The following is a 12,276-nucleotide window of genomic DNA, read 5'->3' on the forward strand; positions in this document are numbered from 1 at the left end:
CTCCGAAACGTGACGTCATCCTTGATCCGGGGCCGGGCGCGGCGCGGCCGCTCGCACATATCCGTGCGGGTGGCGCATGCCGTGGTGGGCGGTGCGGCCGGGCTCGTCTGGCTGGTGTTGCCTGCGATGACGATCGGCAGGGACGTTCCGGTTGCGATCACCGCCGCCGACGCCCCCGGCTCCGCCGCGCCGGAGGCCGAGGAGTCCTCGGCCGCGGACCTGGTCCTGCCGCTGGTGGTGGTCGGAGCGGTGGGCGCGCTGGCCGGATACGGCTGCGTACGCCGGACCCGCCGGGCCCGCACCCGCACCACCCCCGCCCCCCACCACGTGCCACCCGATCCGCCGCTGACCGATCTCGACCAGCGGTCCCGCACCCTGCTCGCCGAGGCCGACGACCGGATCCGCGCGCACCGTGAGGAACTGGCCTTCGTCGAGGCCCGCTCCGGACCGGCGGCCGTCGTCCCGTTCACCCGGGCCGTACGGGACGCGGAGGCGGAACTGTCGGCCGCCTTCCGCATACGCCGGCGCTACGACACCGGCGTCCCGTCCGACGAGCCGTCCCGGCGGCACGCGCTCGCCGGGATCGTGGGCCGCTGCCAGGAGGCGGGCCGGCGCCTGGACGAGGAGAGCGAACGTCTCGACCGACTGCGCGCCCTGGACCGGGACTCCGCCGAGGCCCTGGCCGTCACGGAGACCAGGTTCCGGCAACTCGCCGCCCGCACGGCGGCCACCGAAGCCACCCTCGCCGGCCTCACCGAGCGCTCCGGCCCCGCCGCCGCGGCCCCCGTCACCGGCTATGTCGAACAGGCCAAGGACCGCCTGGTGCTGGCCACCACCCATCTCAACCGGTCCCGCCAGGCCGTCGACTCGGGCGACCCCGTCCGCACGGCCCGCGACCTGCGGATCGCGGAGAGCGCCACCGCGCAGGCCCACGTCCTGCTCGACGCGGTGCGGCGACTGGCGGCGGACCTGGACACGGCCCGGGCCCTGCTCCCGGCCACCCTCACGGGCGCGGAGGCGGAACTCGCCGGAGTACGGGCCGACGCCGCCCGGCCGGGTCTGCCGCCGGGCGCGTCACGGTCCCGGCTCCGGCACGCCGACACCACCCTGGCCTCGGTACGCCACACCCTGACCTCCGGTCGGGCCTACGATTCCCTCGGTCTCCTCCGCCGGATCGTCGAGGCGGTCGCCCCGCTGGCCGCCGGCCGCACCGGGGTCCTCCCGGCCGCCGCCCGGCTCACGGCGGACAGCGCGGTCGACGCGGCGGACGGGTTCGTCGCGACGCACCGCGGTGTGGTGGCCGCCGAGGCCCGCACCCTGCTGGCGGCGGCCCGGGACGCCGCGTCGACGGACGCCTCGCTGACCGGCCTGCTGCACGCCGACACGCTGGCCCGCCAGGCACGGGATCTCGCCGAGCAGGACGTACGCGTCCACGGGAACCCGCACGGGGACACCGACGGCCCGCCGCCCGGGCCGGAGCCCGGGTGAGACCCGGCCAGGCATGTGGTGACGCCCTGGTGCGCTCAGAACAGGCTCAGCAACGCCTCCGCCGGATCCACCATGCCGTTCTCCCCGTCCGGCAGCGGCAGTTCGAACCAGACGGTCTTGCCGCGTGGGGTACGCCGGGAGCCCCAGGCCGCGCTGAGCAGGCCCACCAGTTGCAGTCCGCGTCCGCCCTCGTCGGTGTCGCGGGCGCGGCGGCGGCGGGGCTGCACCAGGCCGGAGTCCCAGACCTCGCAGACCAGGGTCCGGTCGAGGAGCAGGCGCAGCCGGATCTCGCCCTCGCCGTACCGCAGCGCGTTCGTGACCAGCTCGCTGACCAGCAACTCCGTGGTGTCGACCAGGGGTTCCATGTTCCAGCTGATCAGCTGGTTGCGGGCGTACTCGCGGGCCTTGCCCACGCTGCGCGGCTCGCGCGGCAGGGTCCAGTCGCCGACCGAGTCGGCGGGCAGGCCCTGGACACGGGCCATCAGCAGGGCGATGTCGTCCTCGCCGTGGTGGCTGTCGAGGGTGTTGAGGACGTGGTCGCAGACGTCCTCCAGGGGGCTGGAGGGGTCCGTGAGGGCTCCCACGAAGGCCTGGAGGCCCTCGTCGAGGGGGTGGTCGCGCGATTCGACCAGTCCATCCGTGTAGAGCGCCAACAGGGCGCCTTCGGGTAGTTCGACCTCCACCTCCTCGAAGGGCTCGCCCCCGACGCCGAGCGGCATGCCCGGCGGCACGTCCAGCATCAGTGCCGCCTCGCCGGGTTCGACCAGCACCGGCGGCAGATGGCCGGCGTTGGCGAAGGTGCACCGGCGGGTCACCGAGTCGTAGACCGCGTACACGCAGGTCGCGAGGTACACCTCGGAGAGGTCCGCCTCGCGGGGGCGGCGGGCGGCTCGGGTGGCCTGCTGGACTCCGCCGGGCGCGCCGAGTCCGCGCGCGATCTCGTCCAACGCGGAGAGGACCTCCGCCGGTTCGAGGTCCAGCAGGGCCAGGGTGCGGACCGCGGAACGGAGTTCGCCCATGGCCACGGCCGCGCGCAGGCCCCGGCCCATCACGTCCCCGACCACCAACGCCGTGCGGTGCCCCGGCAGTTCGATGACGTCGAACCAGTCGCCGCCGACCTCGCTGGGCCGGTCGGAGGAGGAGTTGCCGGGCAGGTAGCGGCAGGCGATGTCGAGGCCGGAGGCGACCGGGTCGCCGGGGGGCAGCAGGGACCGCTGCAGTATCAACGCGCGTTCGTGCTCGCGCCGGTACAGGCGGGCGTTGTCGATACAGACGGCGGCGCGGGCCGCCAGTTCCACGGCCAGGTCGCGGTCCCGGTCGCCGAACGGTTCGCTGCCCTTGGTGCGGGCGAACTGGACGATGCCGACGACCGTGTCGTGGGCGACCATCGGCACGGCGAGCGTGGACTGCACGAGCCCGCCCTCCTCGCCGGGCACCAGCTGCGGCCGGGCGGTGCGCAGGGCGTCCGCGCAGGGCGAGTTGAACGGGTAGTGGTGGACCGCGCCGACCGCGACCGGCTTTCCCGAGCCGGCGAAGGGGGCGTCGGAGACGGCGCTGGCGAAGGCGACACGGCGGAGTTCCGCACTGCCGTCGGCGAGGCCGGGCGGCGTCTCGTCACCGGCCAGCAGCCCTTGGTAGAGGTCGACCGTCGCGAGGTCGCAGAAGCCGGGGACGACGACGTCGAGGAGTTCGCGGGACGTGGTCTCCAGGTCGAGGGAGTTGCCTATGCGGGCGCCCGCCTCGTTCAGCAGGGCGAGATTGCGCCGGGCGGAGGCGGCCTCGCGGGCGGCGGCTCGGCGGGCGGTGATGTCGGTTCCCAGCCAGGCGATGCCGATGGGCCGGCCGGAGCCGCTGTGCACGCGGTAGAGGTTGACGGACCAGTGGCGGCGCTCGTCCGACCCCGGCACGAAGCCCGTGACGTGCATGTCCGTGATGGAGTTGCCGGATTCGAGGACCCGGCGCAGGGTCGCGGCGACCCGCTCGGCCTCGGAGCGCGGCAGATAGTCGTGGACGCCCTTGCCGCGGTGGTCGTCGGGGCTGCCGCCGAAGACGGAGGCGAACCGCTGGTTGGCGCGCCGGACCCGCAGGTCGGGGTCGATCAGCACGAAACCGAAGGGAGATTGACCGAAAATCGCCTGCGAGGCGGCGAGGTCGGTCTCGATGGTGCGCAACGTGCGCACGTCCACGACGATGCAGACGGCGGCCTTCTGGCCGTCCTCGGTCCGCGTCGGCATGACGTACACCTCGGCGAGTCCCTGCCTGCCGCGGGCGCCCGACTGCTCGTCCGGGACCCGGAAGGGGACCACGCCGGTCCACTCCCGTCCGTCCAGGATCTCGGCCATCTTCCGCTGGCCCCGCTCGCGCAGGTCGGGGTCGACGAACGCGGCGATGGGATCCATGCCCACGGCCGCCTCGGCGGTGATGCCCAGGAGCTGCTCGGCGCGCAGGCTCCACTGGTCGACCAGCCCGTCCGGGCCTATGGAGAAGGACGCGACCTTGATGTAGTCGTAGATCGAGCCGGGCGGACTGCTCTGCCACATGGCGTCGGAGGGCAGCACGTCTCCCGGACGGATCTCCGCCGCGGCACCACCCGCGGCTTCCGCCCTCGCGCCGCCCGACGGGTCCTCCGACTCCGTGGCCTTCGCTGGTATCTCGCTCACGCGAACCGTCCCCTCCAGCTCACCGCGTCCGGCACCGGTCACCGGGGGCGGCTGCCCGCAGTATCCAGCACTACGGCGCCGCACAACACGGTGTTCACGATCACAGCACGGTCCCGACGGTTTTCGGTCCGGACTTCGACAACACCTACAGTCTTCTAACCAGCGGACACGCCGTCGAATCCCACCTGTCGACAACCGCCACTGGCCTGAACCAGCCGCTCGACAGAGCGGAAGCGGCCGTACACCCACCGCTCATCCCGGTACGGCGAGTTCGAACCACACCGTCTTGCCCTGGTCGCCGGGGCGAGTACCCCAGCGGCGCGCGGAGTGGGCGACCAGTTGCAGGCCCCGGCCGCTCTCGTCCTCCAGGTGGGCGACGCGCTCGCGGGGCGGGTCGGGGAGCGGGTCGGAGACCTCCACCAGCAGGACGCCGTCGACGTCCGCGGGGCGCACCAGCCGCACACCGATGGGACCGGTGGCGTGCCGCAGGGAGTTGGTCACCAGTTCGCTGACCAGCAGAGCCGTCAGATCGGAGAGGCTCTCCAGGCCCCACTCCCGCAACTGCCCCCGGACCACGGCACGGGCGCCGCGCACAGCGCCCGGGTCCGCGGGGAAGGTCCACTCCCCGCGGTCGCCTTCGGTGTCGATCACGCCGATCACATCCCGGGCCGGCCAGCACACCCATGTCCGGTTTCATGGGGTTAATGGGCACATACCCGATATCGAGCGGCCAGTACCGCGCCGGGCGGCGCACTGTGGCACGAACGGCGTACGGAGTGATCAGCGCACTCCGGCTCCCGAGCCCTAGCGGTGGATCTCCGTGGGATCCCCCAGCCGCGGGGCCGCCTCGCGCACCGCGGCCACGTCCTGGTCCAGCCAGGGCACGTCCCAGAGCTCGGCGGGGGCGAGCAGGCGCAGTTCGTCGTGATCCTGGAGCGGCCGGGGGCGGGCGGAGCCGGGCCGGAGGCGGACCGTCCACACCTGGAGGACGTACGGCGACCGCAGGGGCCATTCGCCGGGGATCCGTTCGACGGGCTCGGCGTCGACGCCGAGTTCCTCCCGCAGTTCGCGCACGAGCGCCGCCTCGGGCGTCTCGCCCGCCTCGACCTTGCCGCCGGGCAGTTCCCAGCGCCCGGCGAGTTCGGGGGGCGCACTGCGGCGCGCCGCGAGCAGGCGGCCGCCCTCGATCAGGGCGGCGCCCACCACCACGATCCGTTCCGTCATGCGCCGGAGCCTACGGGAGCGCGGGGGCCGGCGGGACGGGTGGGCTCAGTCGGCCGAGCTGGTTCCGTTCTGCCCTATCCGCTCGACCCAGTAGAGCTGCTTGTGGCCGCGGCCGTCGAGGCTCTCCGCGATCTTCTGGGCCTCGGCGCGGGTCGCGTACCTGCCCACTCGGTAGCGATTGCCGTTGTCGTCCTGCCGTATGACGAGCCAGGGGAGAGTGATCGTGCCGTCGTTCATCGCGCCCCTCCACTTCCCGCCCACGGCCTGCGCCGTGCCCCACCCGGTAAGGAAACCGCAATCCGCATATGCCCGAGCCTACGCCCAACCTTCACGCAGCGAACACGGCTTTTCACAAAGAGGTACGCAACCAGCCAGGACGGAGCGGCGCACCCGGGGGCGTACAGCATCGAACGCGCCCCCTGCGCACGTCGATTCATCCGGTCAGCGCGACGCCCTCGGCATCCACGCCCACCTGCGAGAACGGCCGAATTCGAACGCCGTGCGAATCGGCGCCGGTTGAGCGTTCGCCTGAGGCAACTGCCAGGAGGGCGTGCGCCACTTCACATCCACCATGGGTGAAGGCACTTCGGGCGGACGCCGAATCGGCCGGTACACACGCCTTTTTCCTTTGCGCCGCCCCGCTATGAGCTGTTGCTCTACACGCTCTCCGCCTATGCGCTCTTCGCCTATACGCCTTTTCTCCGCATGCCCTTTCTTCGCGGGCTATTTCACCGGAAGGTGGTAGGCGACCCGGTACCGGTCCGCCGGGATCACCACGTCCGCCGTCTCCACCGGGCGCCCCGAGGCGTAGTAGGTGCGCTGAACGACGAGGACGACATGACCGGGCACCCCGCCGAGCGCGAGGAGTTCCTCGGCGAGACCCGGGCGGGCGCCGACCTCCTCGGTGACGTTGTCCACGACGACGTCGATGGCGGCCATCCGCTCGACGACGCCCATGCCGCCCAACGGGCCCTCCTCGGGCAGCATCACCGGCGTACGGCCGGTGACGGCGAGCGGCTCCCAGGAGGTGGAGAGCATCATCGCCTCGCCGGCGTCCCTGAAGACGTACTTCGTGCACATCACGCGGTCGCCGGGCCGGATGCCGAGCCGCTCGGCGACGGCGCCGCTCGCCTCGGCCTGCTCGCTGTGCGACTCCCAGGTGCCGCGCGCCTCGGCGTCGGCCTGCTCCTGCCGGAACGGTGTGGCCCCACCGGCCGGGCGGTAGCCGGAGCGGGCGATGAGCCGGGGCACGGGAAGCTCGCGCACATACGTCCCCGAGCCGGAGCGGCCCTCGACCAGCCCCTCGGCCATCAGCACCTTGCGGGCCTCCAGCGCGACCGTGTCCGAGACGCCGTACTCCTCGCGGATTCTGGCCTGGGACGGGAGGCGGGTGTGCGGTGGCAGCGCTCCGTTGACGATCTTCTTGCGGAGATCACCCGCGACACGCAGGTACGCCGGCTGCTCACCGAATGTCACTGGCCGCTCCCATCAGGTTGTACAGACAGCAACAGCCTGGCGACCGTGGGTTGTGCCATGCAAGCAAAGGCCAGAGAATCACTCGATGTGATGACATGTTCCGGGGTAGCCCTTTACGCAGGCACTTTCTCCCCGCTATAGGCGCCGTCACACCTCCAGGTCGCCACCTGTTCCCCCGGTGCCCCCGGTGTCCCCGCCCTCGTCCTCGGCCGGCGGGGTGGTGGCCAGCCCCAGAGCCTTGCGTGCGGTGACCGACACGGCGGTGTCCTCCAGCTCCAGGGCCTCGCCGTAGTGCAGGTAGAAGGTGTCCACGTCGCCGGCCAGGGCCGCCTTCCCCCACGGCCCCTGCAGGGTCTGCGCCTCCTTGGCGACGGCCTCGACCGGCTTCCGCGCGTCGGCGGGCCAGGTGTGGCCGCGCAGCGTCCCGGCCTCGTCCTCCAGCGCGGACACGAGGCGCGCGGCCCACTCCTTGTTGGCCTTCAGGTCGTCCTCGGGGAGGTCCTCCGGCACCGACTCCATGGCCGCGTTCGCGATGTTGACCGCCTTCAGGTAGGCGAGCTGGTCCGCGTCGAGCGTCGTCTCGTCGTTGCGCAGGGAGCCGCCGTCCAGGGCCGCGTTCTCGTCGGTGTTGCCGAACGCGCAGGTGATCTCACGGTCACCCAGGTCCCAGCTCTCCTGGGACGGCACGACGTAGTACACGTCCACGTCGGTCGGTACGGCCCAGGTGTCCATGGCGTAGGCGGTCCGCAGCGTGTAGCACCTGTCCTCGGCGGTGGCGGTGACCTCGCCGTCACCGGGGAAGTCGTCGCCCGGCAGTGTGATGACCGCGAACACCTCGCCGTCGTGCGCGCCCCCGCAGGACACCTCGTCGAGGTCGTACGTCGAACCCTGCAGGCCGGTCGGCGAGTCGAAGCACTCGCCCTTGGCCGGCGAACCGGCGCTCGCCGCGTCCTTGAACCCGTCCCAGAACTCCGACATGCCGTTCGTGGTCAGCGTCACCGCCCACAGGGCGAGCCCGAAGGAGGACAGCACGGACCCGATGATCGCCATGACCTGGCCGCGCTCGCCCCGCTTCTTGATCTGCACCAGCGCGATCACACCGAGGACCAGTCCCAGGGCGGGCAGGCAGCACAGGATGCCGAGGACCAGGGAGGCGATGGCGAGCCCGTTGACCGGCGCCGGCTGGTTGTACGGCGTGTAGCCCTGGCCCCAGACCGGATAGGGAGGCGGCGCGTAGGGGCTGGGGACACCTCCGTAGGGTCCCTGCGGGGCGGGCGGAGGCGGCGGCGGGTACTGGCCCTGCGGGTACGGCCCTTGGGGTTCCTGAGGCTGGTAGGGCCCAGGGGGCGGAGGTATGGACACGAGTACCGTGCTTCCTGGTTCGGGCGGCGGGGCCGGGACGAAGGGCGTACGAAGACGCAGGCCGTGCGGAGACTGCGGCCGTACAGAACTGGCGTACGACAGCGCATCGTATGCGTGGGGCGCATGGCGGCGGAATGCCGGTCACGCTGCCGACGATCCGGGCGGCGACCGCGCCGACCGCGAGGTGGGCGGGTGCGAGGGTTCCGGAGCCGTATCGCGGGGACGACCGGAGACCACGACTGGTGAGGGCGACCGGATCCGACTCGTCGTCAGGCCGGTTCGGCCAGTCTGCGCTGTTCCTCCTCCACGATGCGGCGGGCCAGCCCGTCGTCCGAGACGTCGATCGCGTCCGGGGTCGCCTCGGCGGTGTCGCTGCGGCGGGCGTACGCGTCGAACAGGCGGCTCTTGCTCTCCAGGATGTGCAGCAGCCGGTCGTCGACGCTGTCGGTGGCCAGGAGGCGGTGCACCTGGACCGGGCGGACCTGCCCCATCCGGTGGGCGCGGGCCACGGCCTGGTGCTCCAGGGTCGGCTTGACCTGCGGCTCGCACAGGACGACCACGGAGGCGGCCTGGAGATTGAGGCCCACCCCGCCGGCCTGGATCTGGCAGAGCAGCACCGCGTGCCCGTCGACGCCGGTGAAGTCGTCGACCATGCGCTGCCGGCGGGCGGCGGGGACACCTCCGGCGACGGGCCCGAACACGCGGTCCCCCAGGGCGCCCCGCACTTTTTCGAGGACGTCTCTGAAGTACGAGAACACGACCACCTTCAGGCCGTTCTCCGCGGCCTCCCCGACCAGTTCCAGCAGGCGCTGGAGCTTCGCGGACTTCTCCGGGTCGGCGTATCCGGCGCGGCGCATCGCCATGAAGTTCCCCGCGGCGACCGCCGCCCGGTACGCGTCCTCGTCGGCGGCGCTGAACTCCTCCCACTCGTCGGTCCGCAGCAGTGCGGGCAGTTCGGTGAGGACGTCCTGCTGGTTGCGGCGCAGGTACGCGGGCGCGACCGCCTTGCGGAAGGTGTGCGGGCCGGCGACGGCGTCGCTGTCCCGGATCACGGGGACCAGATCGGGCTGCAGGTAGCGGACCAGGGTGCGGAACTCCTCGACGCGGTTCTCCATCGGAGTGCCCGTGAGGAACAGGACCCGGTCGCAGCGGTCGGCCCACCCCGCGACCGCCTTGGCGCGGCGGGTGTCCGGGTTCTTGACGTAGTGCGCCTCGTCGACGACGAGCAGACCGGGCCTCGTGAGACCGCCGGACTTCGTGAGGCCGCCGGACTTCGTACCGTCAGAGGACTCCGTGCCGACACGGGGCTTGGTGCCGACACGGGACTTCGTGCCGTCGCGGGCCCGCTCACCGTCGCCGTCCGGCACGGGCAGGGTGTGCAGCACGTCGAAGGTGGTGACGGCGACTCCCCCGCGCTCGCACCACTGCGCGTACGCGTCGGTCCGGTCCGGGCCGTGCACCGGCACCGCCCTGAGGGTGCTGCGCGAGCCGATCTCCCGGGTCCAGTTGATCAGCACGCTGGCCGGGCACACCACCAGGAAGTGGCTGTGCCCCCCGGCCGCGAGATGGGCGAGAACGGCGACGGCCTGGACGGTCTTGCCCAGTCCCATCTCGTCGCCCAGCACGACCCGGCGCTGGGCGAGCGCGAAACGGGCCCCGAAGGACTGGTACCCGCGCAGCGAGACCCGGCGGTGGGTGTCGTCGAGCGGCTGGGCGTGCACCCGCTCGGCCACCTCGGAGGGCACGAACCCCTCGGCGGCGGCGACGTCCGTGCGGTGCTCGGAGACCTCGGCGAGCTGGCTGTAGTACTCGGCGGAGCGCAGCTCGAAGTCGACCCAGGCCTCGATCTCGGAGGCCGGTTCACGCAGCAGGTCGGCCGAGGCCTGCGCCAGCCGCAGCCGTACGTCCGTGGCGGCCGCCTCGGCCGTCAGCGCGCGGAGTTCCACGACCGCCGCGAGCGCGGCCTCCCGGCGGCGCCGGCCGGTGAGCGCCAGCCGCAGCCGGCCGCCGGCGGGACGGGCCGCGGGCAGCAGCTCGCCGAGCCTGCCGTGCAGCCGCTCGGCGGTGTCGAGTGCGCGCCGCAACTCGGGGCCGGCCTCGACGAGCCGGTACAGCGCGAGGACCAGGGCCGCGGTCCGGGGCTCGGGCCGCTCCACGTCGATCCGCACCGAGACGGTCTCCTCGACGGCCCGCGCGATCTGCCGTGCCGCGGCGATCGCCTGGTCGGCGGTCTGGGCGCCGACTCCGGGGATCTGCCGCAGCTCGAACCGGCTCGCCTCGAACACCGCGCGCACCGACCCGAGGCCCGCCGCCTCCAATGCCGCCAGCCGCAGCCGCCCCTCGGTGACGTCCTTCAGCCTGGAGACCGGGATGGACTCCAGCTCCTTGCCCACGAGTTCGCCCCGGAGCGGCTTCAGCGCCGAACGGACCGCCTCCAGGGCGCGGGCGTGATCGGCACGCAGCACACGAGCGGCGTCGTACAGCCGCACACCCTGCGCGTGCAGCTCCCGAACCCGACGGCCCACGGGCACGCCGTACGACGCCCCCTCACGGCCCGTCACGGACCCCGCCCCCTCGACCTCCGCCATGACACCCCTCGCGAGCCGCCCTCCCCTACCCGAACCATGCTCGCACCCGGCACTGACAACACGCCCGCGAAGTGGTACTCGCGCGGCTCGGGCCTGCCGATCCCCGTCATCCGGATCGACCAGCCCGCGCTCCTTCACGTCGGTGTCGCCCAGACGGTCTCATCCCGCACGGATCCAGTGCGGATCCAGCACGATCACGCCGAAGGGGCCGGACTCCGTCGAGTCCGACCCCTTCTGACCTGCGTGTCTGCAAGGTCGCCCACGTGGTGTCGTGTCATCCGCTCACACGTTGAACCTGAACTCCACCACATCCCCGTCCTGCATCACATACTCCTTGCCCTCCATCCGCGCCTTCCCCTTGGCGCGGGACTCCGCCACCGAGCCGGTCTCCACCAGGTCCTCGAAGGAGATGACCTCGGCCTTGATGAAGCCCTTCTGGAAGTCGGTGTGGATGACTCCCGCGGCTTCGGGGGCCGTGGCGCCCTTCTTGATGGTCCAGGCCCGGGATTCCTTCGGGCCGGCGGTGAGGTAGGTCTGGAGGCCGAGGGTGTTGAAGCCGACGCGGGCGAGGGTGGTGAGGCCGGGCTCTTCGGCACCGACGGATTCGAGGAGTTCCATCGCGTCCGCCTCGTCGAGCTCGGCGAGGTCCTGCTCCAGCTTGGCGTTGAGGAAGATCGCCTCGGCGGGGGCGACCAGGGCGCGCTGCTCGGCCTTGAAGTCGTCGTCGACCAGTTCGTCCTCGTCGACGTTGAAGACGTACAGGAAGGGCTTGGTGGTGAGGAGGTGCAGGTCGTGCAGCAGTTCCTCGTTGCCGGAGCCCTGGACGATGCCCGCCGAGAACAGCGTGTCGCCCCTCTCCAGGATCTCCTTGGCCTCCTCGACGGCCTTCACCTTCGGAGCGATGTCCTTCTTGATGCGCGACTCCTTCTGGAGGCGCGGCAGGACCTTCTCGATGGTCTGGAGGTCCGCGAGGATCAGCTCGGTGTTGATCGTCTCGATGTCGTCCTTGGGCGAGACCTTGCCGTCGACATGGACGACGTTCTCGTCCTTGAAGGCGCGGATGACCTGGCAGATCGCGTCGGACTCACGGATGTTCGCCAGGAACTTGTTGCCCAGGCCCTCGCCCTCGGAGGCGCCCTTCACGATGCCCGCGATGTCCACGAAGTCGACCGTCGCCGGGAGGATCTTCTGGGAGGAGAAGATCTCGGCCAGCTTCGTCAGGCGCGCGTCGGGGACGCCGACCACGCCGACGTTCGGCTCGATCGTGGCGAACGGGTAGTTGGCCGCCAGCACGTCGTTCTTGGTCAGGGCGTTGAACAGGGTCGACTTGCCGACATTCGGCAGTCCGACGATTCCGATCGTGAGCGACACGGTGCGACTTCCCGGAGTGAGAGGGCTGGGGTGAGAGGACCGGGGACGGGCCCGCGGCGGGCCCCTGGGGGCCGATCCACCAGTCTACGGCGTGCCCGGCCCCGTAC

9 protein-coding genes are annotated in these 12,276 nt (G+C 72.0%); 1 reads left to right on the forward strand and 8 read right to left on the reverse strand.

Annotated features, from left to right (window positions below):
- Positions 1 to 9 precede the first annotated feature (9 nt).
- The gene (locus ACZ5VD_RS22145; protein WP_468682993.1) at positions 10 to 1,488 is read left to right on the forward strand and encodes a hypothetical protein; all 1,479 of its coding nucleotides are present in this window, start codon (positions 10 to 12) and stop codon (positions 1,486 to 1,488) included.
- A 35-nt stretch (positions 1,489 to 1,523) separates the two neighbouring features.
- On the opposite strand, the gene ACZ5VD_RS22150 is transcribed toward ACZ5VD_RS22145, so the two are convergent.
- The 8 genes from ACZ5VD_RS22150 to ychF form a co-directional block, all read right to left on the reverse strand.
- A complete protein-coding gene (locus ACZ5VD_RS22150) occupies positions 1,524 to 4,148 on the reverse strand; it encodes a SpoIIE family protein phosphatase (RefSeq protein ID WP_468547291.1) in 2,625 nt (874 codons plus the stop codon).
- 252 nt (positions 4,149 to 4,400) lie between these two features.
- A complete protein-coding gene (locus ACZ5VD_RS22155) occupies positions 4,401 to 4,808 on the reverse strand; it encodes an ATP-binding protein (protein ID WP_468547820.1) in 408 nt (135 codons plus the stop codon).
- Between the two features lie 144 nt (positions 4,809 to 4,952).
- Complete coding sequence (locus tag ACZ5VD_RS22160; protein WP_468547292.1) at positions 4,953 to 5,372, reverse strand: (deoxy)nucleoside triphosphate pyrophosphohydrolase; 420 nt, start codon at positions 5,370 to 5,372, stop codon at positions 4,953 to 4,955.
- Between the two features lie 45 nt (positions 5,373 to 5,417).
- A complete protein-coding gene (locus tag ACZ5VD_RS22165; RefSeq protein WP_468547293.1) occupies positions 5,418 to 5,609 on the reverse strand; it encodes an SPOR domain-containing protein in 192 nt (63 codons plus the stop codon).
- Between the two features lie 486 nt (positions 5,610 to 6,095).
- Complete coding sequence (locus ACZ5VD_RS22170) at positions 6,096 to 6,848, reverse strand: GntR family transcriptional regulator (protein ID WP_468547294.1); 753 nt, start codon at positions 6,846 to 6,848, stop codon at positions 6,096 to 6,098.
- A gap of 147 nt (positions 6,849 to 6,995) precedes the next feature.
- Positions 6,996 to 8,210 (reverse strand): DUF4190 domain-containing protein, encoded by a 1,215-nt coding sequence (locus tag ACZ5VD_RS22175; RefSeq protein ID WP_468547295.1) that lies wholly within the window; start codon positions 8,208 to 8,210, stop codon positions 6,996 to 6,998.
- Positions 8,211 to 8,479: 269 nt separating this feature from the next.
- Entirely contained in the window at positions 8,480 to 10,798 is a 2,319-nt protein-coding gene (locus tag ACZ5VD_RS22180; protein WP_468682994.1) for a DEAD/DEAH box helicase, read from the reverse strand.
- Positions 10,799 to 11,080: 282 nt separating this feature from the next.
- The gene (ychF, locus tag ACZ5VD_RS22185; RefSeq protein WP_468547297.1) at positions 11,081 to 12,169 is read right to left on the reverse strand and encodes a redox-regulated ATPase YchF; all 1,089 of its coding nucleotides are present in this window, start codon (positions 12,167 to 12,169) and stop codon (positions 11,081 to 11,083) included.
- Positions 12,170 to 12,276 lie beyond the last annotated feature (107 nt).

The sequence above is a fragment of the Streptomyces sp. NPDC032822 genome (genome assembly GCF_055578825.1).

Bases quoted from the DNA above. Each gene is read 5' to 3' on its own strand.
- ACZ5VD_RS22160 (WP_468547292.1), bottom strand. From the start codon at position 5,372: ATGACGGAACGGATCGTGGTGGTGGGCGCCGCCCTGATCGAGGGCGGC.
- ACZ5VD_RS22165 (WP_468547293.1), bottom strand. From the start codon at position 5,609: ATGAACGACGGCACGATCACTCTCCCCTGGCTCGTCATACGGCAGGAC.
- ACZ5VD_RS22180 (WP_468682994.1), bottom strand. From the start codon at position 10,798: ATGGCGGAGGTCGAGGGGGCGGGGTCCGTGACGGGCCGTGAGGGGGCG.